This window comes from Mycobacterium sp. E342 (assembly GCF_001667665.1).
Classification (GTDB): domain Bacteria; phylum Actinomycetota; class Actinomycetes; order Mycobacteriales; family Mycobacteriaceae; genus Mycobacterium.
On the sequence record NZ_LZJM01000299.1, the window covers coordinates 58,325 to 80,879 of the forward strand.

The window sequence follows — 22,555 nt, forward strand, 5'->3', positions numbered from 1 at the left end:
GTGCCGGCACCGTGGAGGCGGCCTTGGGCGTGGCCACGCTGGTCGTCGTGTTGGTGCTGTGTCTGGCCGGCGTCACCGCGCTGTCGATGCAGGTCCGCTGCGTGGACGCGGCCCGGGAGGCCGCCCGGCTGGCCGCCCGCGGCGACGAACGCTCGGCGCTCGGTGCGGCTCGGCGCATCGCCCCCGCCGGGTCGCGCGTCGAGGTGCACCGCGACGGCGAGTTCCTGGTGGCCACCGTCGTCGCGCGTTCGGAGCTGTTGCCGGCGCTCGACATCGCGGCCAAAGCGGTCTCGGTCGCCGAGCCGACGGGATGACCGGGGCTCGGCCACCCTGATCGCGGCCTGGATGGTGGCGGTGCTGCTGTGCGCCACGGTCGCCGCGGCCTGGGTCGGTGCGGTCGTGGTGGCGCGCCACCGCGCGCAGGCGGCGGCCGACCTTGCCGCGTTGGCCGCCGCCGGCCGGTTGGCGGCCGGACCCGAAGCCGCGTGCGCCCGCGCGACGGCGGTGGCCCGGGCGATGCGGACCGACGCCGGTTGCGCGGTGGACGATCTCGACGTCGTCGTCACGGTGCGCATCGCGGTCCTCGGCGGGGTGGCGAGCGCCGCGGCACGGGCGGGGCCCGCGCCCGGCTAGGGGGCCGGCTCGGGCCCGCGCGACAATCCCACCGCGGCCAGTTCCTCGTCGGAGGGCAATCGCAGCGAGACCAGCCCGGCGTAGACACCCGGTTCGATCTCCACCCGGTTGACCGTGACGTGCACCGGCACCCACTCGGTGTCACGGCCGGGCATTCGCAGCACTCGGCTGGTCGCACCGTGGGCGAATTCCTCGGTCATCGAGGACACCAGGTGCTGGTCGTCGGGGTGCACCTTCGGCTTGCCCGTCTCACTGCCCCGCCAGTCGTAGAAGGTGCACGGCTCGTCGAGCCATTTCAGCAGGGCCCAGTTCTTCAGGTCGATCAGCGCGCGGTGCACGCCGGCCTGGGCGAGTCCGCTCAGGATCCGTTGCGCCAGGTCGTCTGTCGACACCTGAGGGCCCTTGAGTTCGGCGCGCCAGTTGATCGCCCGCGCGACCAGATGGTCCCGGCCGTCGGGGCCGGGCTCCAGGCCGGTACGCGCGACGAAACCGATGCGCATGGGGTTGCCCTGCCAATCGGTGAGATCCCATGTGCTGCAGAGTGTTTGATCGGGCTCGGCCTTGACGGCCATGGCGAGCACCTTGGTTTCGTTCTGGTTGAGCTCGCGCGAGGGAAGATCTTCCGCGAAGGCCCTGCCGAAGGTCACCTCGACTTCGGGATTCTTCCCGCTGTTCACCAGCGACTCCCGGGTGTCGGTGGCGACGCCCATCGTCAGGTCCCACTTCAGCGGCCCGGGGGTGGGCCGTTCGGGCGGCTCGACGTCGGCGGGGCCGGTCCACACGTGCACGCCGTGGATGTAGCCGTCGGACATCACCACCGGTTCGGTGCGAATGACGCGGTCGCGCTTGGGGGTGATGCTGGTCAGGCTCTGCCCGGTCTGCACCGACTCGGCGATCGCCGTCCGAACCGCGGAGAGGTACGGGCTGCGGCGCATGAACGTGGTGATGGGAACGAGGTTTTTCAGCTGGCGTCCCTGCGCCACCACGGTGGGTTCACCCCCCAGCGTCTCCACGAGCAACCAGTCGTGGCCCATGCGGTGAGATTTTACGGCGACGACCCGCACCCTTGGGGGTCGGCCGTCATCCCGCGGATCGCGTGGCGTGCGGCAACTGCGCGAGCACCAGCCGCAGGACCCGCACCGCACCCGCCTTGTCGAGCGGGTCGTTGCCGTTGCCGCACTTGGGGGACTGCACGCAGGAGGGGCATCCCCGCGGGCACTCGCATGCCTCGATGGCGGCGGCGGTCGCACCAAGCCAGGTGCTCACCTGGCGAAACCCGCGTTCGGCGAACCCGGCGCCACCCGGATAGCCGTCGTACACGAAGACGCTGGGCAGACCGGCCGGGTCGGGTCCCACCGCGGTGGACAGGCCGCCGATGTCGCCACGGTCGCAGCTGGCCACCAGCGGCAGGAGGCCGATCGCCGCATGCTCGGCGGCGTGTAACGACCCGGGGATCCGCGGTACGTCAATACCGTTGCGCAGCAACGCCTCTTCGGTGATCGTGTACATCACCGCGGTGGTCGCCAGCATCTGTTCCGGCATCTCCAGCTCGATGAAGTCGATGACCTCGCCCGAAGGCCGGCGGCGAAGGTACCCCACCACCCGGTGGGTGACGGTGACCGGCACCAGCCCCAGGGTGACCGGCCCGTAGCGCGAGCGTTCGCCGGTACCGGTGACGGCGATGTCGGTGATTTCCCGCGCGAACGTGGCGTAACCGGGATCCTCGGCGTGCACGAAGGCGATCGCGTCCTCGAGGTCCAGTGAGTCGACGACGTAACTCTCGCCCTGATGCAGGTAGACGGCGCCCGGATGCACCGATGCCGGCGCCTGGCCGACGCCGGTGCTGCCCAGCAACCGCCCGGTGTCGGCCTCCACGATGACGATCTGGCCGCCCGCCGACCCCCGGATGTCCACCGCGCCATGCGGTTCCAGGCCGGGCGCCGGAAAGTACTTGCCGTTGCGGCGCCGCAGAAGTCCGTCGTCGACCAGGTCCTCGGCCACCCCGGCGGCACCGAAGTCGCGCACCTCCGCCTCGTCGAGCGGCATTTCGGTTGCGGCACAGAGAAGTTGGGGGCCCAAAATGTAGGGATTGGCGGGATCGATCACCACCCGCTCGACCGGCTTGCCCAGCAGCGCGGCCGGGTTGTGCACCAGGTAGGTGTCCAGCGGATCGTCGCGGGCGACCAGCACGACCAGCGCGCCCTGCCCGCGCCGGCCCGACCGGCCGGCCTGCTGCCAGAACGAGGCGACCGTTCCGGGGAACCCGGCGAGCACCACCGCGTCCAGCCCCGCGATGTCGACACCCAGCTCGAGGGCGTTGGTGGTGGCCAGGCCACGCAGCCGGCCCTCCGCCAGGGCGCGCTCCAGCGCGGTGCGGTCCTCGGCGAGATAGCCGGCCCGATACGACGCCACCTGGCCGGACAGCTGCGGCGCGATGTCATCCAACCGCGCCTGGGTGGCCAACGCGGTCAGCTCGGCGGCGCGGCGCGACCGGACGAACGTCAGCGTCTGCGCCCCCTCGGCGACCAGGTCGGCCATCACCCGCGCCGCTTCCGCGCCGGCCGAACGGCGCACCGGCGCGCCGTTCTCACCCAGCAGGTCGGTCCGCAGCGCCGGTTCCCACAGCGCCACCGTCCGGGCGCCCTGGGGCGAACCGTCCTCGGTGACCTCCTCGACCGGGAGCCCGATGAGCTCGGCGGCCGTCGCGCCCGGCGCGTCCGTCGTCGCGCTGGCGAAGATGACCGTCGGTGTGGCGGAGTAGCGCGCGCACAGCCGCAGCAGCCGGCGCAGCACCATCGCCACATTGGATCCGAAAACCCCACGGTAGTAATGGCATTCGTCGACGATCACGAACCGAAGCCCCCGCAGCAGCACGGCCCAGCGGGCGTGATTTTGCAAGATCGACAGATGGATCATGTCGGGGTTGGAGAACAGCCAGCGGGAGCGTTCGCGGGCAAACCTGCGCACTTCCGGGGGGCTGTCACCGTCGTAGGCGGTGGGTGCGACGTCATGGCACCGCGGGATGGCGGCGGTCAGCGCGTGCGCGGCGCGCAATTGGTCGTGGCCCAGCGCCTTCGTCGGCGACAGGTACAGCGCCCGGGCGCGCGGATCGGTGGCCAGCGCGTTGAGCACGGGAAGCTGATAGGCCAGCGACTTGCCCGACGCGGTCCCGGTGCTCACCACCACGTGACGGCCGGCGTGCGCCAACTGCGCGGCCACCGACTGGTGTGACCAGGGGGAGCTGACGCCGCGGTCGGTGAACGCGCGCACCACGTCGCGCTCGGCCCACGCCGGCCAGCTGTGCGGGCGGCCGCTGCGGGCCGGCAGCTCGGCGACGTGGCGCAGCGGGCGCTCGTCGGCGGCGGTTCCGGCGAGCGCGGCGGCCAGCAAGTCGCTGCCGAAGCTCGCCAAGATTCACACCCTCCTTACACGCCTTGGGCGGCGCAAGTCTGTCGCCGAAGCGATGAACATGGTTGACTATTTGCGGTCGCAGCTTCTGTGTTCGTGTCAAACTTTCGCAGGATCGACGTTGCGGCCGCGGTTCCTGCGAGGTTAATCGGTCGGGTGAAGTTCCGGCGACTGAGCGAGGTATGGCGGTCGTACCAGGCCCGGGGCATCGAAAGGCGATGCCCCGCACCCAGAAGAAAAGGAAAGATCGAGAGATGCCACAGGGAACTGTGAAGTGGTTCAACGCGGAGAAGGGCTTCGGGTTCATCGCCCCCGAAGACGGCTCCGCAGACGTGTTTGTCCACTACACGGAGATCCAGGGTTCGGGCTTCCGCACCCTCGAAGAAAACCAGAAGGTCGAGTTCGAGATCGGCCACAGCCCTAAGGGCCCCCAGGCCACCGGAGTCCGCTCCGTCTAAGACGAGCCGCATCTCCACGAACCCCCCGTGCAGTCCCGCCCAGCGGGCCCGCCGGGGGGTTTTCGTAATCCGGCCGGCCCGCGAAGCCGCCGGCGCGCCGCGCCTCAAGACGCGGATGGTCGACCTGGCCTACTGTCGGTGGCGTGAGCCAGCTTTCCTTCTTCACAGCGGAGTCGGTGCCGCCCGCGGTCGCCGATCTCTCCGGGGTGCTGGCGGCTTCCGGGCAGATCGTCATGGTCGGCGGCCACGAGGCGCAGGGCGCGCGGCTCTCCGTGGTGGTGGATCAGCCGTGGCGCGCCGGCGCGCTGGCCGAGATGATCCGCGAGGCTGGTCTGGCGTTCGAGATCGGCCGCACCGACGAGGACACCCCGCTGGTGCGGACGGCGGTCACCGCGTCCTTGGTGAATTTGGCCACCGAATGGACGCGCGGGGCGGTCAAGACCGTGCCGCCGCGGTGGCTGCCCGGGCCGCGCGAATTGCGGGCGTGGACGCTGGCGGCCGGTCATCCCGACGGCGACCATTATCTGCTCGGGCTCGATCCCCACGCACCCGATACCCATTCCCCGTTGGCGTCGGCTTTGATGCGGGTCGGAATCGCCCCCACCCTGATCGGCACCCGCGGTGGCCGCCCGGCGCTGCGGATCAGCGGGCGTCGGCGGCTATCGCGCCTGGTAGAGAACGTGGGCGACGCCCCGGCCGGGGTCGACGCATCATCGGTGTGGCCGCGGGTATAACCGCGGAAAAAGATTTGCGATTCCGCTTGCCGGTTTGCGCAGTCGCGCCCAAGGGTGCGAAATTGTCAGGTGCCCGAGGGCGAAGGAACGCTGGCGTATCTGAATTTCCGCGGAATTTTCGACGCCGGCCTGTCATTCTTCTGCGGGGCGGCCTCGCAGGGGGGCCGGGATCAAGGATGGAGCGTAAGCGTAGTTGGCCGACCAGAATCTCAAGGACCGCGAGAGCGGCCGGGCTGGGAGCCGTAGGCGACTCGTCATCGTCGAGTCGCCGACCAAGGCGCGCAAATTGGCCGGCTACCTGGGGTCCAACTACATCGTCGAATCGTCGCGGGGGCATATCCGCGACCTGCCCCGCGCCGCGGCCGACGTGCCCGCGAAATACAAGTCCGAGCCGTGGGCCAGGCTCGGGGTCAACGTCGATCACGACTTCGAACCGCTCTACATCATCAGCCCGGAGAAGAAAAGCACCGTCAGCGAACTGAAGGGCCTGCTGAAAGGCGTCGACGAGCTCTATCTCGCCACGGATGGTGACCGCGAGGGCGAAGCCATCGCCTGGCACCTGCTGGAAACCCTGAAGCCCAGCATCCCGGTCAAGCGGATGGTGTTCCACGAGATCACCGAGCCGGCCATCCTCGAAGCCGCCGAGAACCCCCGCGACCTGGACATCGACCTGGTCGACGCGCAGGAGACCCGCCGCATCCTGGACCGGCTGTACGGGTACGAGGTCAGCCCGGTGCTGTGGAAGAAGGTCGCGCCCAAGCTGTCGGCGGGCCGGGTGCAGTCGGTGGCCACGCGCATCATCGTCCAGCGGGAACGCGACCGGATGGCGTTCCGCAGCGCCTCCTACTGGGACATCCTGGCCCGTCTGGACGCCAGCGTGTCCGACCCGCAGGCGTCACCGCCCACCTTCACCGCCCGGCTGAGCTCCGTCGACGGCATGCGGGTCGCCACCGGCCGCGACTTCGACTCGCTGGGCCAGCTGCGCAAATCCGACGAAGTCACGGTGCTGAATGAGGCCCAGGCGACCGAGCTGGCCACCGGGCTGCGTGGCGCCCAGCTCTCCGTCGCCTCGGTGGAGGAGAAGCCGTACACCCGCCGGCCTTACGCGCCGTTCATGACGTCGACGCTGCAGCAGGAGGCCGGCCGCAAGCTGCGGTTCTCCTCCGAGCGCACCATGAGCATCGCCCAGCGGCTCTACGAGAACGGCTACATCACTTATATGCGTACCGACTCGACGACGCTGTCGCAGTCGGCCATCAACGCCGCACGCACCCAGGCGCGTCAGCTCTACGGCGAGGAGTACGTCTCGCCGTCGCCGCGTCAGTACACCCGCAAGGTGAAGAACGCCCAGGAGGCGCACGAGGCCATCCGGCCCGCCGGCGAGGCGTTCGCGACCCCGGACGCGGTGCGCCGCGAACTCGACGGCGACGAATTCCGGCTCTACGAGCTGATCTGGCAGCGCACGGTGGCCTCGCAGATGGCCGACGCGCGCGGCACGACGCTGAGCCTGCGGATCAATGGTCAATCAACGGCGGCCGGGACCCGAAGAGAAGTGGTGTTCTCCGCGAGCGGCCGCACCATCACGTTCGCCGGCTTCCTGAAGGCCTATGTGGAGACCGTCGACGAACTGGCCGGCGGCGAGGCCGACGACGCCGAGAGCCGGCTGCCGCAGTTGACGCAGGGTCAGCGGCTGGACGCCATCGAGCTCACCCCCGACGGCCACGCCACCAACCCGCCGGCGCGCTACACGGAGGCCTCGCTGGTGAAGGCGCTCGAGGAGCTGGGCATCGGCCGCCCGTCGACGTACTCGTCGATCATCAAGACCATCCAGGACCGTGGCTACGTGCACAAGAAGGGCAGCGCCCTGGTGCCTTCGTGGGTCGCGTTCGCCGTAACCGGCTTGCTGGAACAGCATTTCGGCCGACTGGTCGATTACGGCTTCACCGCCGCGATGGAAGACGAGCTCGACGCGATCGCCTCGGGGCAGGAGCGGCGCACCGACTGGCTCAACCGCTTCTACTTCGGCGGCGACCACGGGGTGGCCGACTCGGTGGCCCGGTCCGGTGGGCTGAAGAAGCTCGTCGGCGTCAACCTCGAAGGCATCGACGCTCGAGAAGTCAACTCTATCAAGCTGTTTGACGACGAGCAGGGCCGGCCGGTGTACGTGCGGGTGGGTAAGAACGGGCCCTACCTGGAACGCATGGTCACCGGCGACGACGGCGAACCGACGCCGCAGCGCGCCAACCTCAACGACTCGCTGACGCCCGACGAGCTGACGCTTCAGGTGGCCGAGCAGCTGTTCGCCACGCCGCAGGAGGGACGCTCGCTGGGCATCGACCCGGAGACCGGGCACGAGATCGTCGCCAAGGACGGCCGGTACGGCCCCTACGTGACCGAGATCCTGCCTGAGCCGCCCCCGGAAGACGGTGACGCGGCCCCGGCCAAAAAGGGCAAGAAGCCCACCGGCCCGAAGCCCCGCACCGGTTCGCTGCTGCGCAGCATGGACCTGCAGACCGTCACCCTCGAGGACGCGCTGAAGCTGCTGTCGCTGCCCCGGGTGGTGGGCGTGGACCCCCAGACCGGCGAGGAGATCACCGCGCAGAACGGCCGCTACGGCCCATACCTCAAGCGCGGCACCGACTCTCGCTCGCTGGCCACTGAGGACCAGATCTTCGAGATCACGCTCGACGAGGCGCTGAAGATCTACGCCGAGCCCAAGCGCCGCGGCCGGCAGGCCGCCGCCGCGCCGCCGCTGCGCGAGCTGGGCGCAGACCCCGCGACCGGCAAGCCGATGGTGATCAAGGACGGCCGGTTCGGCCCCTATGTCACCGACGGCGAAACCAACGCGAGCCTGCGCAAGGGCGACGACGTGCTGTCGATCACCGACGAGCGGGCCGCCGAACTGCTGGCCGACCGGCGGGCGCGCGGTCCGGTGAAGCGTCCGGCGAAGAAGGCCGCGCGCAAGAAGGCCCCGGCCAAGAAGGCCGCCAAGCGCACCTAGCTCTAGTAGCCGGGGCCGATGGCCTCGCTGTGCACCTCGTCGGACGTCCGCACGGGTTGGCTATCCGGCGATCCGGCGAGGTTGACCGGCCGCGCCAGCTGGGTGGGGGCGGTGCGGCCGCGCAGCTCGACCACCTCGCCCACGTCCCAGCACAGGGCCTCGGCGTCCAGCGCGCCGCTGACCGCGATCGCCGACGCCAGCACGTGCCCGGGCTCGAGCTTGGCCAGCTCGGTCAGCCGGGCGGCCTCGTTGACCGGGTCCCCGATCACCGTGTACTCGAAGCGGGCCTGCGCGCCGATGTGCCCGGCGATCGCCCTGCCCGCCGACACCCCGATCCCGAACTCCGCCGACCCGATCACCGGGAGCAGCTCGTCGTGCAGCTCGCGGGCCGCGGCGAGCGCGCCGCCGGAGGCGTCGGGGTGTTCGATCGGCGCGCCGAAGATCGCCAGCGCGGCGTCGCCCTGGAACTTGTTGACGAAACCGCCGTGGCGGCCGACGGTTTCGACGACCACCCGGAAGAACTCGTTGAGCAGGTGGACCACCTCGGCGGGGGGCCGGGTCGCGGCGAGCTTGGTGGAACCGACCAGGTCGACGAACAGCACCGCGACGTTGCGCTCCTGACCGCCCAGCTCGGTGCCGCGCTCGAGCGCCCGGCGGGCCACGTCTTCGCCGACGTAGCGGCCGAACAGGTCGCGCAGCCGTTGCCGCTCGGACAGGTCCCGCACCATGTCGTTGAAGCCGGCCTGCAGCAGGCCCAGCTCGCTGGCGTCGTAGATCTGCATGTGCGCGTTGTAGTTTCCGCGCTGTACCTCCGACAGCGCCCAGCGCAGCTGGCGCAGCGGGTCGGCGATCGACATGGCCACCAACAGGGTGCTGACGAAGCCGATGCCCAGCGCCGCCAGCGCCAACAGCAGAATCGGGGTGAACAGCTTCTCCGGTGTGGCGTGCAGCAGCGACGCCTTGTCCGCCATCACCGCCAGCACGATCGCCAGCACCGGGACGGCGGTGGACAGCATCCACGTCAGGATCTGCCGCAGGATGACGCCGGGCGCCTGGACGTTCTCGGGTACGCCGCTGCGAAGGGCCGCCACGGCCACCGGCCGCAGCACCCGCTCGGACTGCAGGTAGCCGATGATGGCGGTGGCCGCGGCGCCGAGCCCGGTGGCGACGGCCACGACGGGCGCGGCGAACCGGGCGACCGACCAGCTGGCGATGATGAACACCACGCCGCCGATCAGCCAGGCCGCCATGCTGATGAGCGTGCGGTAGAAGGGCATCCGCAGGGCCCGGCTGCGGGCCAGCTCGGTGGCGGCCGGGTCGGCCTCGGCGAGCAGGTTGTCCCGGCGCTGCCAGCGGAAGACCGGCATCAGCAGCTTCAGGTTGACAAACCAGCCGGCCAGGAACAACACCACCAGCGCGGCCCCGAAGACCGCCAGGTTCAGGACCGGCAGATCCTGCAGCTGGATGCGATCCTCGGGGGGCAGGGCGTAGCGCAGGAAGCCGAGGACGAACAGGGCGCCGATGATGTCGGCCTGCAGCATGCTCAGCGAGAACAGCGGCCACGGGGTACGCACCACCCACCGGACGAATCCGCTGATCCGCCCGGGCAGTGCTGCCGGTGATGCCACGATCCCACCGTATCGGGCAGCAGGGACTTGTCGGAAACTTACAACGATCTCGAGCCGGCCCCGTCCGCGCCGAAAATGGGCGAAATGTAACGGCATTGTCGCGACACGGTGGCCGATCGGTATCTGTCGGCGGTGGTGGCTACTGTTACCGGTGATGTCCGGGGTGTTTACACGGCTGGTAGGCCAGGACGCGGTGACGGCCGAATTGCTGGCCGCCGCCAGGGCCGCCCGCGGTGATCTGGTTCACAGCGACGCTGGCGGCGGGACTATGACACATGCCTGGCTGATCACGGGTCCCCCCGGATCGGGGCGCTCGGTCGCGGCGCTGTGCTTCGCCGCCGCGTTGCAGTGCACCTCTGCCGTTGAAGACGGGGGCCCGGGGTGCGGGCAGTGCCGCGCCTGCACGACGACGATGGCCGGCACTCACGCCGACGTGCGCAGGGTGATCCCCGAGGGGCTGTCCATCGGGGTGGACGAGATGCGCGGCATCGTCCAGATCGCGTCGCGGCGGCCGGCCACCGGGCATCGGCAGATCGTGGTGATCGAGGACGCCGACCGGCTGACCGAGGGCGCCGCCAACGCGCTGCTGAAGGTGGTGGAGGAGCCGCCGCCGTCGACGGTGTTCCTGTTGTGCGCGCCATCGGTGGACCCCGAGGACATCGCCATCACGTTGCGGTCCCGGTGCCGGCACGTCGCGCTGGTCACCCCGCCGACCGGGGCGATCGCGCGCGTCCTGATCGACAGCGACGGCCTGAGTGCCGACACCGCGAACTGGGCGGCCTCGGTCAGCGGCGGCCACGTGGGCCGGGCGCGACGGCTGGCGACCGATGCCGAGGCCCGGGCGCGCCGCGAACGGGCGCTGGCGCTGGTGCGCGACGCGGCCACGCCGTCGCGGGCCTATGCCGCCGCCGAGGAGCTGGTGGCCGCGGCCGAGGCCGAGGCCGTGGTGCTCACCGCGGATCGCGCCGAGGCCGAGACGGAGGAGCTGCGGACGGCCCTGGGCGCCGGCGGCACCGGCAAGGGCACCGCCGGGGCGATGCGCGGCGCCGCCGGCGCGATGAAAGACCTCGAACGGCGGCAGAGATCGCGTCAGACCCGCGCCTCCCGCGATGCCCTGGACCGGGCGCTGATCGACCTGGCGACGTATTTCCGGGATGCGCTCATGGTCTCGGCGGGCGCGGGCTCGGTGCAGCCCAATCATCCGGACATGGCCGACCGGGCGGCGGCCCTGGCCGCACACGCCGCGCCGCCGCGGTTGCTGCGCTGCATCGAGGCGGTCCTGGGGTGCCGCGAGGCGTTGGCGATGAACGTCAAGCCCAAGTTCGCCGTCGACGCCATGGTGGCCACCTTCGGCCAGGAACTGCGCGACTGAACCGCCCGGTGACGATGCACACGGCGCAGCCGTGTGAGGTGGGGGTGCCCCCGCCGCGAAGCGGCTAGGGGGAGAGCCGGGCAATCCTAACTTGGGTCGGCCCGCCCGCCTGCCGTAGACTCGTGCCGCCCGGCATCAGGGTGTGCCGCCTTAGCTCAGTCGGTAGAGCGATTCACTCGTAATGAATAGGTCGGGGGTTCGATTCCCCCAGGCGGCTCCACAGTTCTTCCGCCGGGCGCGCGGCTTTCAGGCCGGCGCCAGGAAACCCACCGGACCCGAGGCGAGGCACAACGCCAGCGCGGTGGTGTTGGCGCGCACGGTGATCGCGTCCCCCGCGCCGGGCAGCCGGGCGAAGACCCGGTTGAGCCCCGGATGCACGGGGACCTTGACGTCTGGTCCCTGCGTCATCGTCAGCGTCATCGTTCCCTCGCTGTTGGCCAGGTAATTGAGTTCGACGCTCCAGTCGGCGGGCAGCAGCGGGTCGTCGAGGACCAGGCGTGCCGGGTGGTCGGGCTGCGCGAAATACCCGCACTGCGGCAAGGGGCCCGGCACGACGGTCCTGACCCAGGTCACCCGCGCCCTGACCAGGTGGCCGGAGCTGTCGAGCATCAGCAATCGGGTTGTGGCCGAAGCGAATTCGGGCCTGTCCCGCAGCAGGGCGAACAGGTGGCTGGCCAGGTTCTCCGGTGCCGCCACCCGCTGCAGCACCAGCGGATCGACCTCCTGATCCAGCAGCGGCGCCGTGGACGCCGCGTGCGCCGCGGCCAGATCGGCCCGGGCGTTCTGCAGGTACCGCTGGGCCGGGTTGTCGCGCCAGCTGGTCAGGAACGTCGCCGTCGAGTACAGGCTGCTGGCGACGAACAGCGCCGCCAAACCCAGCGTCACCGCGGCGCGCCCGGGCGAGGCGTCCAGCCAGCGCGGCCCGGCGGCCCGGTTGGGCGCGCAGAACGCGACGGCGGCCAGCAGCGCCAGCACGAAGACGAGATCGGGGAAGTAGCGCAGGGTTTGGGCGAGTTCCAGCGCGGTCTGCTTCGACGAGCGCATCAGATAGATCGGCACCTGGCAGGCGACGGCGTAGCCGGCCGCGGTCAGCCACACCGCCCCGATGCGCTGCTTGCGCAGCAGGGACACCACCAGCGCGCCGGCCAGCACCAGCCAGCCGAGCGCCATCACCAACGGCGGGGGCGTCGCCCACGGCGAGGCCGGCGCCCACCGGTCCCAGTGCCACGGGCCGCCGGCCAGCCCCGGGACGATGCCGTGCGTGACCGACCGCGCCAGCAGCTGCGACGTCATCGCCAGGTCGGAACTCCACCGCCGCTGGTTCACCACGGCCAGGTAGAGCGCGATCCAGCCGGCCGTCAACGCGAGCGTCGCCAGCCACAGCCGCAGCCCGGCGCGCCACACCGTCCGCAGCGCCGCCGGATCGCCCTGCACGTGGCGCAGCAGCGCGGCGACCGCGAAGGCGACGAACGGGATGACCGCGGCCTTCTCGAAGAACAGCAGGCCCCCGAGGTAGACCAGCGTCCCCGTCACCGCGTAGCGCCGGTTGCCGGTACGGACCAGCAGCACGGCGTCGGCGCACACCCAGGCCAGCGCCGCCAGCATCGGCAGCGAGTTCAGCGCCGCCGCCCACCACGCGAACCCCGGCACGGCCAGCGGGGTGAACAGCGCGAACGTCAGCGGGATCAGCAGCACCGGCCGCCAGCCGAGGACGACGTGCAGGGCGCGCAGCAGCGCCAGCGACGCCAGCAGCTGCAGCACGAGCAGGCTGATCGCCGGCCCCGTCCAGTTCAGGGGGGCCAGCCGGATGATGGCGCCGCCGAGCAGAAAAGCGCCGGGCATGACGTGGCCGTCGTGGTCGTCGAACAGGTAGGCCGGCGAGAGCAGGTTGTGGGTGCCGGCCTTGCCGATCAGGATCAGGTCGTCCCAGTAGAAGTAGCCCCCGAACGCCAGCGCCGTGCGAATCCCCAGCTGGACGGCGATCAGCGCGACGGCCACCACCGCTATGTATGGTGGGCCGGTGCGCGCACTGGTCACCGGGGCTGCCGGATTCATCGGGTCGACGCTAGTCGACCGCCTGCTGGCCGACGGCCACACCGTGGTGGGGCTGGACAACTTCGCCACCGGCCGCGCGACCAACATCGAGCACCTGGCCGACAACCTGGCGTATGTCTTCGCCGAAGCCGACATCGTCACCGCCGACCTGCGGGCCATCCTCGACGAGCACCGCCCGGAGGTGGTGTTTCACCTGGCCGCGCAGATCGACGTCCGGCACTCGGTGGCCGACCCGCAATTCGACGCCTCGGTCAACGTCATCGGCACCATCCGGCTGGCCGAGGCGGCCCGCATGACCGGGGTGCGCAAAATCGTGCACACGTCCTCGGGGGGATCCATCTACGGCACGCCGCCGGTATACCCGACACCCGAGACGGTGCCCACGGATCCGGCCTCGCCGTACGCCGCCGGCAAGGTGGCCGGCGAGGTCTACCTGAACACGTTCCGTCACCTGTACGGCATGGAGTGCTCGCACATCGCCCCGGCGAACGTCTATGGGCCCCGCCAGGACCCGCACGGCGAGGCCGGCGTGGTGGCGATCTTCGCCCAGGCGCTGCTGTCGGGTAAGCCGACCAAGGTGTTCGGCGACGGCGGGAATACCCGCGACTACGTGTTCGTCGACGACGTGGTCGACGCCTTCGTCAGGGCCTCCGGGGACGCCGGCGGCGGGCAGCGATTCAACGTCGGCACCGGGATCGAAACCTCGGACCGCCAACTGCATTCGGCGGTGGCCGCGGCCGTCGGGGGTCCGGACGACCCGGAGTTTCATCCGGATCGGCTGGGCGACCTGAGGCGGTCCTGCCTCGACATCGGTTTGGCGGAACGGGTTTTGGGCTGGCGTCCGCAGGTGCGGCTCGACGACGGCGTGCGCCGCACGGTCGAGTACTTCCGTCACGCCCAGACGGTGTGACCCACCGCCGAACGTGCACACATTGCGAATTCCGAGCTGATTTTTCGCACTGATTACACGTTCGACGACTGTTCGGGCGTCTGGGCGCCCTCGAGCGCCAGGGCGCGCGCGAGTCGCGCGTAGCGCAGCTCCAGGTCCTTGAACCGCATGTAGGTGCTGAGCGTGGTGAAGCAGAACGCCATGATGAGCGCGTAGAGCATCAGGTCGGTGCCGCGGCGCACCCCGAACCAGTGCGCCACGACCGTGGTGTCGTCGGGCCGCAGCACGGCATAGATGCCGGCCAGCACGAAGACGACGTAGCCGACCTTGACCCAGGCCTTCGATCGCGAGTTGCGACGGGATCGCAGCAGATAGACGAGCAGCGCGATGATCGAGCCGATCAGCAGCACCTGGATCCAGTTCACTTAAGAATCCTCCCTCGCAGGAAACCGTCGAAGATGATGTTGACGCCGTTGAGCAGCGGCTGCCCCTTCGACTTCGAGTAATCGGTGTAGAGCACCTCGACCGGCTGTTCGACGACACGCCAATGGTTTTCGGCGATCAGCATGATGAACTCGTTGGCGTGGCTCATGCCGCTCATGGTGATGTCCAGCCCGTCGGCGACCTTCTTGTTGAACACCCGCAGCCCATTGTTGGTGTCGGTCAGGCCAAGTCGGCGACCGCGCCGGCTCAGCCGGGCGGCGGTCCGCAGCACGAGCCGCTTGAGAAACGGCGGCCGGGTGCCCACCGCCGCGCCGAACCGCGTCCCGATGACGACGTCGACGTCCTCCGCGCCGAGCCGGTCGACCATCGCCGCCAGGTCCTTGACCCGGTGCTGCCCGTCACCGTCGAACGTGGCGAACACCTGTGCCCCAGGCTGTTTGCGGGCGTACTCGACGCCGGTCTGGATGGCCGCACCCTGGCCGAGGTTGATCGGATGGCGCACCAGGTGGGCGCCGGCCCGCCTGGCGACCTCACCCGTGCCGTCGGTGCTGCCGTCGTCCACGCAGACGACATTGTCGAAGACGGACCGCACATCGGCGACCACCTCGCCGATGACGGTTGCTTCGTTGAAGGCGGGGATGACGATCCAGGCGCCCGCGTACTTGGGTGATGCAGTGTCCATTCAGCCCAAAAGGTACACGCGATCAGCCGGCGGGGCGCCCGGCGCGCGACAGCGCCACCAGATGAACGCCGATTCCCACCAGCGGGCCGCACAGCAAGGCGACGACGGTGCGCGTCTGCAGCGGCAGCGGTAACAGCAGCAGCAGCCCCGACGCCACCGTCGCGCCGACCCAGCCCAGCGCGTACGCCCGGTGCAGCGCCGCCGCCACGGCGGCGGCGCCGGTCAGCGTCAGCATCGCGATCGCCACGGCCGCGGCGGTCAGCCAGGCCAGCAGCGCGCCGCCGGCGTGGTACTGCGGCCCGAAGGCCACCCGCAGCAGCCACGGGCCCACGGCCCAGGCCGCCAGCACCCCCACCGCGCCGATGCCGCCGACGATCGCGGCCGGGGCGATTAGCGGGCGAACCCGGTCGCCGCGCGCGTCGACGAAATGCGCGATCAGGTTGCCCTGCATGGCCGTCAGCGGGACCAGCAGCGGCGCCCGGGTCAACGTCACGGCGAGGATGATCACCCCGCCCTCGGCCCCCAGCTCGTTGCTGGTCAGCTTCAACAACACCGGAAAACCCATCACCAGAACCGCACTCGCGCCGGCGGCGGTGATCGAATGGGCGGCCCCCCGCAGGAAGGTCTGGGCGCCGCCCGGCGTCCGGAGGCGGGCGGCGGACCGGGCCGAGGGCGAGGCCAGCAGCATGATCAGCCAGGCGACCGCCCCCGCGACCGTGGCCCACAGGAAGCCGACCAGGCGCCAGCCGAGCACGACGGCGGCCGCGGCGACCGCGACCCGCATGACCGCGTCGGTCACCATCAGCGCCCCGTAACCGGTCCACCGATCGGTGCCGGCCAGCATGCCCAGCAGGGTGGCGTGCACACAGAACCCGGCCAGCCCGACGCTGAGCAGCGCCACCGACAGCCAGCGTTGTTCGACGAACACCCGCGCGCTCCACAGCGGCGAGCTGCCGGCGATCACCACGGCCGCGCCGACGCCGACCAGCATTGACACCCGCAGCGGGTGGGTCCGGGGCTCGTCCGCGGCCGGTGGGGCCGCCGAGAGGTGGCGGCTCGAACGGACCTCCCGGGTGGTCTCCTGCAGCAGCCCGAAGGCGGCGCCGGTGGCCAGGCCGAACGCCCCCCAAAACACCCCGAACACCGAGAAGCCGTCCGGCGCCAGGTCCCGGGCGGCCAGGTAGATCACCGCGTAACCGCACAGGGCGGTCAGCGCCGTCGCGGTGGCGACCCGGGCCACGCTGCCGCGCGTGATCGGACCGGTGCCGGTGGGGGCTTGGGTACCGCCGACTTCGGGCATCGCCACAATTTGAAAATAGTAAGTGGCCGTGGACGCAGGTCAGCGGCGGCGACCGGGGTTCGCTATCGTGGGCGGCTGTCGGAAAGGACCTTGGCCGCCTTGCGCATCTTCGGGATCTCGCTGCTGGTCACCGTGGCGGCCCTCGCGGTCGGATACGCCCACGGCGGCCTGCGGGACCTGTTCTTGCTGCTGGTGCTGGCCACCCTCGAGGTGTCGCTGTCGTTCGACAACGCCATCATCAACGCCGCGATCCTCAAGCAGATGAGCCGGTTCTGGCGGCAGATGTTCTTGACCGTCGGGATTCTCATCGCCGTCTTCGGCATGCGGCTGCTCTTCCCGTTGCTGATCGTGTGGGCCACCGCCGGCCTGGACCCCGTCCGCGCGATGGAGCTGGCGCTGCGCCCCCCGCCGCACGGCGCGCTGGAATTCCCCGACGGCTCGCCCAGCTACGAAAAGCTGATCACCGCCGCGCATCCACAGATCGCGGCGTTCGGCGGGATGTTCCTGTTGATGCTGTTCCTGGACTTCATCGTTTACGACCGAGACATCAAGTGGCTCAAGTGGATCGAGATCCCGTTCGCCCGCATCGGACGGCTCGGGCAGGTGTCGGTGGCGGTGGCCGTCGTTGCGCTGGTTCTCGTCGGAACCGGGCTGACGCATTCCGGCGACGAGAGTGAGACGGTGCTGACCGCCGGCCTGCTGGGCCTGGTGACGTATCTCGTCGTCAACGGTCTGAGCCGGGCGTTTCGGCCGCCGGACCTCGAGGCGGTGTCGAACGGCGGCGCGGTCGGCAAGGCCGGCCTCAGCCTGTTTCTGTATCTCGAGGTCCTCGATGCCGCCTTCTCGTTCGACGGGGTCACCGGCGCCTTCGCGATCACCTCGGACCCGATCGTCATTGCGCTTGGTCTCGGTGTGGTGGGCTCGATGTTCGTCCGGTCCATCACGATCTTCCTGGTGAAGCAGGAAGCGCTGGACCGCTACGTGTACCTGGAGCACGGCGCGCACTGGGCGATCGGGGTGCTCTCGGTGATCATGCTGCTCTCCGTCAACCCGCGATATCAGGTCCCCGAGGCGGTCACCGCCTCGGTCGGGGTGGTGTTCATCGGCGCGGCGCTGGGCTGGAGCGTGCTGCGCAATCGGCGACAGGCCGCGGCGCCGACGGGCTAGGTGTACTGCCCAGGAACAGCTAGGCCTCGATCTGGCCGGCGATGCGCCGTTCGATGCCGGCCCTCGCTGGGGCCGGCAGTGCGATCAGGCCGCTCAGTTCCTTGCTCGCCCGCGCGTAGGCATTCTGCCGTTCCTCGCGCGTGGCCGCGTCGTCCTGGGCCAAGTGCAGCAAGCTCTGGGCCCGCGCCATCCGTTGCTGCTCGTCTGCCGTGAAGTCGCTGCGACGTCGGCGAATCGCCTCGGCTTCGGCGATCTCGAACGCACTGACGTACTCGTGGACTGCGTCGCGGTATTCCACCAAGGCGTCCCGGTTGCCGACCAGGCCCTCGGGCGGTTCCGGCCGCAGCAGGTCCGCGTGTCGTTTCGCCCGATGGAAGGCGATGGTCAGCGGAGCCCGCATATCGGTCATCATCGGAAAGTCCAGCAATTTCGCGATGTCGACCTCGTAGTCGAACCACCGGGCGTCGATACGATCATGCGTCGCAAGGAGTTTGGCGACTTCCCGTCGATCGCTGTCCTCGTTGGTCCGCGCCCGGCCCGATGCCTCGGCAATCGCGATCTTGGCTTGCTGCTTCAGCCGATACCGTTCCAGCCGGCGCTCGGCCCTACGCTCGTTGGCGGCGGCAACGGCCCGCAGGCCGCCGCCGATCGCACCGCCCAGTGGAAAAACCAGCCACCAGAAATGGGCGGCCAAATGCAACACCGGGGTCACACCGCCAGGATGCCACCGACGAGCGGCGCGCGGTTACGCCAGGAGCGTCAGTGCCCGCCGGCCTTGAACCGCTCCACCGACCGCTGCACCTCGGCTTCGGCGTCGGCGCGGCCGACCCAGTCGGCCGCCTTGACGAACTTGCCCGGCTCCAGGTCCTTGTAGTGCACGAAGAAGTGCTTGATCACGTCCAGCTCGAACTCGGGGACGTCCGCGATGTCCTGGATGTGGTCCCAGCGGTGGTCGCCGGCCGGCACGCACAGGACTTTGTCGTCGCCGCCCTTCTCGTCGGTCATCCGGAACATGCCCACCGGGCGCGCCTCGACGATCACGCCCGGGAACACCGACTGCGGCAGCAGCACCATCGCGTCCAGCGGGTCGCCGTCTTCGCCGAGGGTGTCCTCGATGAACCCGTAGTCGGTCGGGTAGCCCATCGAGGTGTAGAGGTAGCGGTCCAGACGCACCCGTCCGGTCTCGTGATCGATCTCGTACTTGTTCCGCTGACCCTTCAAGATCTCGATGGTCACGTCGAATTGCACTGTGCGCTCCTTAGATCTGGGCGGGTGGCAAGTGGTCCGTTGCGTCGGGCATCACCCTAGTCGAGGCCAATGCGGCGGATTCGGCAGAATGGGTCGGAGACAGTCAGGAGAGCGATGGGTCCCACTCGCTGGCAAAAATCCACCCATGTCTTCGTCGGGTTGGCCGTGCTGGCGTTCGTCGCCGCCGTGGTGGCGGCGGCAACGTTTTTCACCTCGGCGGGGCATGGTGGCAACAACTCGCACGCCCCCATACCGCCTCCGCACGCGCCAACGGTCAAACCGGGAATGCTGCCGGTCAGCGACACCGCCGAGACGCCCAACCCCGCCGGGGTGACGGCCGCGCTCGCGGCCATCGCGGCCGATCCCAACCTGGGCAGGCTGGGCGCCCGCGTCACCGACGCCCTCACCGGGAAAGAGCTTTGGCAGGTCGGGGACGACCTGCCGCTGGTGCCGGCCTCGACGAACAAGGTGCTGACGGCGGCCGCGGCCCTGCTGACCCTGGACCGGCAGGCCCGGATCAGCACGCGGGTGGTGGCCGGCAGCCAGAACGCGCAGGGGCCCGTCGTGCTGGTCGGTGCCGGCGACCCGGTGTTGTCGGCGGCGCCGCCCGGCGTGGACACCTGGTACCGCGGGTCGGCCCGGATCGGCGACCTCGTCGAGCAGGTCCGCCGCAGCGGCGTGACGCCGACCGCGGTGCAGGTGGACACCTCGGCGTTCAGCGGGCCGACGATGGCGCAGGGCTGGGACGTCGCCGACGTCGACAACGGAGACATCGCGCCGATCGAGTCGGTGATGATCGACGCGGGGCGCATCCAGCCCAGCACCGTGAACTCCCGGCGGTCCCGGACCCCGGCGCTCGACGCCGGGCGCGAGCTGGCCAAGGCGCTGGGCCTGGATCCCGCCGCGGTGACGATCGCGACGGCTCCCTCGGGAGCGCGGCAGCTGGCCGTCGTGCAATCGGCGCCGCTGGTCCAGCGGCTGTCCGAGATGATGGACCACTCCGACAACGTGATGGCGGAATGCATCGCCCGCGAGGTGGCCGCCGCGATCAACCGGCCGCGCAGCTTCGCCGGCGCCGCAGACGCGGTGTCCAACCGGTTGAGCACCGCGCACGTCGACACCGGAGGCATAACGCTGATGGACTCCAGCGGGCTGTCCGTCGACGACCGGCTGACCGCTAAGACACTCGACGGGGTTCTGCAGGCCGCCGCCGGACCCGATCAGCCCGCGCTGCGCGCGCTGCTGGACCTGCTCCCGATCGCCGCCGGCAGCGGGACGCTGGCCGACCGCTTCACCGACGCGGCCTCCAACCAGGGGCCCGCCGGCTGGTTGCGCGCCAAGACCGGCTCGCTCACGGCCACCAACGCCTTGGCCGGTGTGCTCACCGACCGCAGCGGCAGGGTGCTCACCTTCGCCTTCATCTCCAACGCGGCCGGACCCAACGGCCGCAACGTGATGGACGCCCTGGCCACCAAGCTCTGGTCCTGTGGTTGCTCATGACGCCCACCTCGGAGCTGACGCTCGGCGGCGCCGTCGACTGGGGCTTCGCGGCCAACGTCGGCCAGCGGTTGGCCCGGCCGGGGCCGCCGGCGAGCGAGTACACCCGGCGGCAGGTGATCGACGAGCTCACCAGGTCGGCCGCCAAGGCCGAGCCGCCGGTGCGTGAGGTCACCGGCCTGGTGACCGACGGGGCCGTGCCCGCCGCCCGGATCGTCGACCGCCCGGAGTGGATCGCCGCGGCGGCCGAGTCGATGCGGGTGATGATGAACGGAGCGGAGAAGCCGCGGGGCTTCTTCACGGGCCGCGTCACCGGCGCGCAGACGGGGGCCGTGCTGGCGTTCGTGTCGTCGGGCATCCTCGGTCAGTACGACCCGTTCGCGAGGGGCCTAGGGGCCACCAACGAGGGAAGCCTGCTGCTGGTGTATCCCAACGTCATCGCCGTCGAGCGGCAACTGCGGGTCGAGCCTTCCGACTTCCGGCTCTGGGTCTGCCTGCACGAGGTCACCCACCGGGTGCAGTTCACCGCGAACCCGTGGTTGTCCGAGCACATGTCCCGGGCGCTGGGATTGTTGACGCGGGACGCCGGGGAAGACGTCGGGCAGGTGGCGAGCCGGCTCGCCGATTACGTCCGCAACCGCGGCAGCGGGGCGGCGGACGACGGCCCGTCGGGAATCGTCGGCCTGGTGCGCGCGGTCCAGTCCGAGCCGCAGCGGCAGGCCCTCGATCAGCTGCTGGTGCTGGGCACGCTGCTGGAGGGCCACGCCGACCACGTGATGGATGCCGTCGGGCCGATGGTGGTGCCCTCGGTGACCACCATCCGCCGTCGCTTCGACGAGCGCCGCAACCGCAAACAGCCGCCGCTGCAGCGGCTGGCGCGCGCGCTGCTGGGACTCGACGCCAAGCTCAGCCAGTACACGCGGGGCAAGGCATTCGTCGACCACGTGGTGGGAAGGGTCGGCATGGAGCGGTTCAACGCGATCTGGACCGGCCCCGAGACGTTGCCACTGCCCGCCGAGATCGAGGAACCGCAGCGATGGATCGACAGGGTGCTGTAGCGCAGCTGCGCGCGGCCGCCGAGGACTTCCTCAAAACCCACGTCGCGACGGCCGAACAATGGTGCGTGGCGCTGTCCGGCGGCCCGGATTCCCTGGCGCTGACCGCGGTGGCGGCCCAGCTGCGGCCCACCACCGCCGTGATCGTCGACCACGGCCTGCAGCCCGACTCCGCCGCCGTCGCCGAAACCGCTCGACAGCAAGCCGAGACCCTGGGATGCGTTGCCGCACAAGTGGTTCGAGTGCACGTGGGCAACGAAGGCGGCCCCGAGGCCGCCGCGCGCGCCGCCCGCTACGCCGCGCTGAGCGCCTACCACGGCGGGCCGGTGCTGCTGGGCCACACGCTCGACGACCAGGCGGAGACGGTGCTGCTGGGGCTGGGCCGTGGCTCGGGCGTGCGGTCGATCGCCGGGATGCGCCCGTACGACTCGCCGTGGGGCCGGCCGTTGTTGGGCGTGCGGCGCGCGGTGACCCACGCCGCGTGCGGCGAGCTGGGCCTGACCCCGTGGCAGGATCCGCACAACACCGACCGCCGCTTCACCCGGACCCGGCTGCGCTTGGAGGTGTTGCCGCTGCTGGAGGACGTGCTGGGCGGTGGCGTGGCCGAGGCGTTGGCCCGCACTGCGACGGCGCTGCGCGAGGACACCGAGCTGCTCGACACCCTCGCGGCCCGGGCGCTGCCCGAGGCCAAGGCGGACACGGGCCTGCGGACCGAGGCTTTGGCCGCGCTGCCAGCCCCGGTGCGGCGCCGGGTGATCCGCGGCTGGCTCCTGGCGGGCGGCGCAATCGGTCTGACCGACAAGCAGATCCGCGGCGTCGATGCGCTTGTGACCGCCTGGCGCGGGCAGGGTGGGGTGGCGGTCGGGTCCGCGTTGCGCGACGAGCGGTTGATCGCCGGGCGGCGCGACGGTGTGCTGACCCTGTGGCGTGAACCGGTTGAAAAGCCCGCCCGATAGGCGCAATACCGGGGTCGCCGTTGGTTAT

At 70.5% G+C, this 22,555-nt stretch carries 19 protein-coding genes, 1 tRNA gene and 1 pseudogene; 12 read left to right on the top strand and 9 right to left on the bottom strand.

The annotated features are described in order from the left end of the window. Nucleotides 1-11 precede the first annotated feature (11 nt). Together A5692_RS25060 and A5692_RS25065 are read left to right on the top strand one after the other, a co-directional pair. Nucleotides 12-334 (top strand): annotated as a pseudogene (locus tag A5692_RS25060) (TadE family type IV pilus minor pilin). 11 nt (nt 335-345) lie between these two features. Beyond that, complete coding sequence (locus A5692_RS25065) at nt 346-633, top strand: Rv3654c family TadE-like protein (protein ID WP_369830325.1); 288 nt, start codon at nt 346-348, stop codon at nt 631-633. On the opposite strand, the gene A5692_RS25070 is transcribed toward A5692_RS25065, so the two are convergent. Next, nucleotides 630-1,667, bottom strand: a complete 1,038-nt coding sequence (locus A5692_RS25070) for a PAS domain-containing protein (protein ID WP_068061449.1) — start codon at nt 1,665-1,667, stop codon at nt 630-632. The genes A5692_RS25065 and A5692_RS25070 overlap by 4 nt on opposite strands. 46 nt (nt 1,668-1,713) lie before the next feature. After that, entirely contained in the window at nt 1,714-4,044 is a 2,331-nt protein-coding gene (locus tag A5692_RS25075; protein WP_068061452.1) for a DEAD/DEAH box helicase, read from the bottom strand. A gap of 251 nt (nt 4,045-4,295) precedes the next feature. Between A5692_RS25075 and cspA the strand changes: the two genes are divergently transcribed. The 3 genes from cspA (at nt 4,296) to topA (ending at nt 8,234) form a co-directional block, all read left to right on the top strand. Continuing rightward, on the top strand, nt 4,296-4,499 hold the full coding sequence (gene cspA / locus A5692_RS25080) for a cold shock protein CspA (protein ID WP_007166602.1): 204 nt from the start codon (nt 4,296-4,298) through the stop codon (nt 4,497-4,499). Nucleotides 4,500-4,642: 143 nt separating this feature from the next. After that, nucleotides 4,643-5,233: a hypothetical protein gene (locus A5692_RS25085; RefSeq protein ID WP_068061454.1), complete on the top strand. Its 591-nt coding sequence runs from the start codon at nt 4,643-4,645 to the stop codon at nt 5,231-5,233. A gap of 193 nt (nt 5,234-5,426) precedes the next feature. Continuing rightward, nucleotides 5,427-8,234: a type I DNA topoisomerase gene (topA, locus tag A5692_RS25090; protein ID WP_068061457.1), complete on the top strand. Its 2,808-nt coding sequence runs from the start codon at nt 5,427-5,429 to the stop codon at nt 8,232-8,234. Nucleotides 8,235-8,236: 2 nt separating this feature from the next. Here the strand turns inward: topA and A5692_RS25095 are convergent, their stop codons facing one another. Beyond that, complete coding sequence (locus A5692_RS25095) at nt 8,237-9,958, bottom strand: adenylate/guanylate cyclase domain-containing protein (protein ID WP_231984453.1); 1,722 nt, start codon at nt 9,956-9,958, stop codon at nt 8,237-8,239. Between the two features lie 58 nt (nt 9,959-10,016). On the opposite strand from A5692_RS25095, the gene A5692_RS25100 reads away from it, so the two are divergent. Together A5692_RS25100 and A5692_RS25105 are read left to right on the top strand one after the other, a co-directional pair. Next, nucleotides 10,017-11,234 (top strand): DNA polymerase III subunit delta', encoded by a 1,218-nt coding sequence (locus tag A5692_RS25100; protein WP_068061463.1) that lies wholly within the window; start codon nt 10,017-10,019, stop codon nt 11,232-11,234. Between the two features lie 144 nt (nt 11,235-11,378). After that, a tRNA-Thr gene (locus A5692_RS25105) sits at nt 11,379-11,454 on the top strand. 26 nt (nt 11,455-11,480) lie between these two features. Here A5692_RS25105 and A5692_RS25110 read toward each other — a convergent pair. Further along, complete coding sequence (locus A5692_RS25110; protein WP_197514565.1) at nt 11,481-13,289, bottom strand: hypothetical protein; 1,809 nt, start codon at nt 13,287-13,289, stop codon at nt 11,481-11,483. Between A5692_RS25110 and A5692_RS25115 the strand changes: the two genes are divergently transcribed. Further along, nucleotides 13,255-14,199, top strand: a complete 945-nt coding sequence (locus A5692_RS25115; RefSeq protein WP_156766266.1) for a GDP-mannose 4,6-dehydratase — start codon at nt 13,255-13,257, stop codon at nt 14,197-14,199. The two genes, A5692_RS25110 and A5692_RS25115, sit on opposite strands and share 35 nt — an antisense overlap. Nucleotides 14,200-14,252: 53 nt before the next feature. Here the strand turns inward: A5692_RS25115 and A5692_RS25120 are convergent, their stop codons facing one another. The 3 genes from A5692_RS25120 to A5692_RS25130 are packed head-to-tail and all read right to left on the bottom strand — an operon-like array spanning nt 14,253 to nt 16,604. After that, nucleotides 14,253-14,603 (bottom strand): DUF2304 domain-containing protein, encoded by a 351-nt coding sequence (locus A5692_RS25120; protein WP_068061471.1) that lies wholly within the window; start codon nt 14,601-14,603, stop codon nt 14,253-14,255. Continuing rightward, nucleotides 14,600-15,304 (bottom strand): glycosyltransferase family 2 protein, encoded by a 705-nt coding sequence (locus A5692_RS25125; protein ID WP_068061475.1) that lies wholly within the window; start codon nt 15,302-15,304, stop codon nt 14,600-14,602. Before A5692_RS25125 ends, A5692_RS25120 begins: the two co-directional genes overlap by 4 nt. Nucleotides 15,305-15,326: 22 nt before the next feature. Next, nucleotides 15,327-16,604: a hypothetical protein gene (locus A5692_RS25130; RefSeq protein ID WP_068061588.1), complete on the bottom strand. Its 1,278-nt coding sequence runs from the start codon at nt 16,602-16,604 to the stop codon at nt 15,327-15,329. A gap of 90 nt (nt 16,605-16,694) precedes the next feature. Here A5692_RS25130 and A5692_RS25135 point away from each other — a divergent pair, with 90 nt between their 5' ends. Then, nucleotides 16,695-17,771 (top strand): DUF475 domain-containing protein, encoded by a 1,077-nt coding sequence (locus tag A5692_RS25135; RefSeq protein ID WP_068061478.1) that lies wholly within the window; start codon nt 16,695-16,697, stop codon nt 17,769-17,771. Between the two features lie 19 nt (nt 17,772-17,790). Here the strand turns inward: A5692_RS25135 and A5692_RS25140 are convergent, their stop codons facing one another. Both A5692_RS25140 and A5692_RS25145 read right to left on the bottom strand, forming a co-directional pair. Then, nucleotides 17,791-18,483 carry a hypothetical protein gene (locus tag A5692_RS25140; protein ID WP_068061480.1) on the bottom strand — a complete coding sequence of 231 codons (693 nt, stop codon included), beginning with the start codon at nt 18,481-18,483 and terminating at the stop codon, nt 17,791-17,793. A 47-nt stretch (nt 18,484-18,530) separates the two neighbouring features. Then, nucleotides 18,531-19,019: an inorganic diphosphatase gene (locus tag A5692_RS25145; protein ID WP_068061483.1), complete on the bottom strand. Its 489-nt coding sequence runs from the start codon at nt 19,017-19,019 to the stop codon at nt 18,531-18,533. Between the two features lie 114 nt (nt 19,020-19,133). On the opposite strand from A5692_RS25145, the gene dacB reads away from it, so the two are divergent. Genes dacB through tilS form a run of 3 tightly spaced genes read left to right on the top strand, consistent with a single transcriptional unit; the run spans nt 19,134 to nt 22,527 of the window. Continuing rightward, a complete protein-coding gene (dacB, locus tag A5692_RS25150; RefSeq protein ID WP_068061486.1) occupies nt 19,134-20,519 on the top strand; it encodes a D-alanyl-D-alanine carboxypeptidase/D-alanyl-D-alanine-endopeptidase in 1,386 nt (461 codons plus the stop codon). Then, nucleotides 20,516-21,574 carry a zinc-dependent metalloprotease gene (locus A5692_RS25155; protein ID WP_068061489.1) on the top strand — a complete coding sequence of 353 codons (1,059 nt, stop codon included), beginning with the start codon at nt 20,516-20,518 and terminating at the stop codon, nt 21,572-21,574. The genes dacB and A5692_RS25155 overlap by 4 nt, the downstream gene beginning before the upstream one ends. Then, nucleotides 21,553-22,527, top strand: a complete 975-nt coding sequence (gene tilS, locus A5692_RS25160; RefSeq protein ID WP_068061492.1) for a tRNA lysidine(34) synthetase TilS — start codon at nt 21,553-21,555, stop codon at nt 22,525-22,527. Before A5692_RS25155 ends, tilS begins: the two co-directional genes overlap by 22 nt. The last annotated feature ends 28 nt before the right edge of the window (nt 22,528-22,555 follow it).

What these genes read in the sequence shown, in the direction of transcription:
- A5692_RS25065 (WP_369830325.1), top strand. Translation starts at nt 346, where the DNA reads ATGGTGGCGGTGCTGCTGTGCGCCACGGTCGCCGCGGCCTGGGTCGGT.
- A5692_RS25070 (WP_068061449.1), bottom strand. Translation starts at nt 1,667, where the DNA reads ATGGGCCACGACTGGTTGCTCGTGGAGACGCTGGGGGGTGAACCCACC.
- cspA (WP_007166602.1), top strand. Translation starts at nt 4,296, where the DNA reads ATGCCACAGGGAACTGTGAAGTGGTTCAACGCGGAGAAGGGCTTCGGG.
- A5692_RS25095 (WP_231984453.1), bottom strand. Translation starts at nt 9,958, where the DNA reads ATGCCGTTACATTTCGCCCATTTTCGGCGCGGACGGGGCCGGCTCGAG.
- A5692_RS25100 (WP_068061463.1), top strand. Translation starts at nt 10,017, where the DNA reads ATGTCCGGGGTGTTTACACGGCTGGTAGGCCAGGACGCGGTGACGGCC.
- A5692_RS25110 (WP_197514565.1), bottom strand. Translation starts at nt 13,289, where the DNA reads ATGAATCCGGCAGCCCCGGTGACCAGTGCGCGCACCGGCCCACCATAC.
- A5692_RS25125 (WP_068061475.1), bottom strand. Translation starts at nt 15,304, where the DNA reads ATGGACACTGCATCACCCAAGTACGCGGGCGCCTGGATCGTCATCCCC.
- A5692_RS25130 (WP_068061588.1), bottom strand. Translation starts at nt 16,604, where the DNA reads ATGCCCGAAGTCGGCGGTACCCAAGCCCCCACCGGCACCGGTCCGATC.
- dacB (WP_068061486.1), top strand. Translation starts at nt 19,134, where the DNA reads ATGGGTCCCACTCGCTGGCAAAAATCCACCCATGTCTTCGTCGGGTTG.
- A5692_RS25155 (WP_068061489.1), top strand. Translation starts at nt 20,516, where the DNA reads ATGACGCCCACCTCGGAGCTGACGCTCGGCGGCGCCGTCGACTGGGGC.
- tilS (WP_068061492.1), top strand. Translation starts at nt 21,553, where the DNA reads ATGGATCGACAGGGTGCTGTAGCGCAGCTGCGCGCGGCCGCCGAGGAC.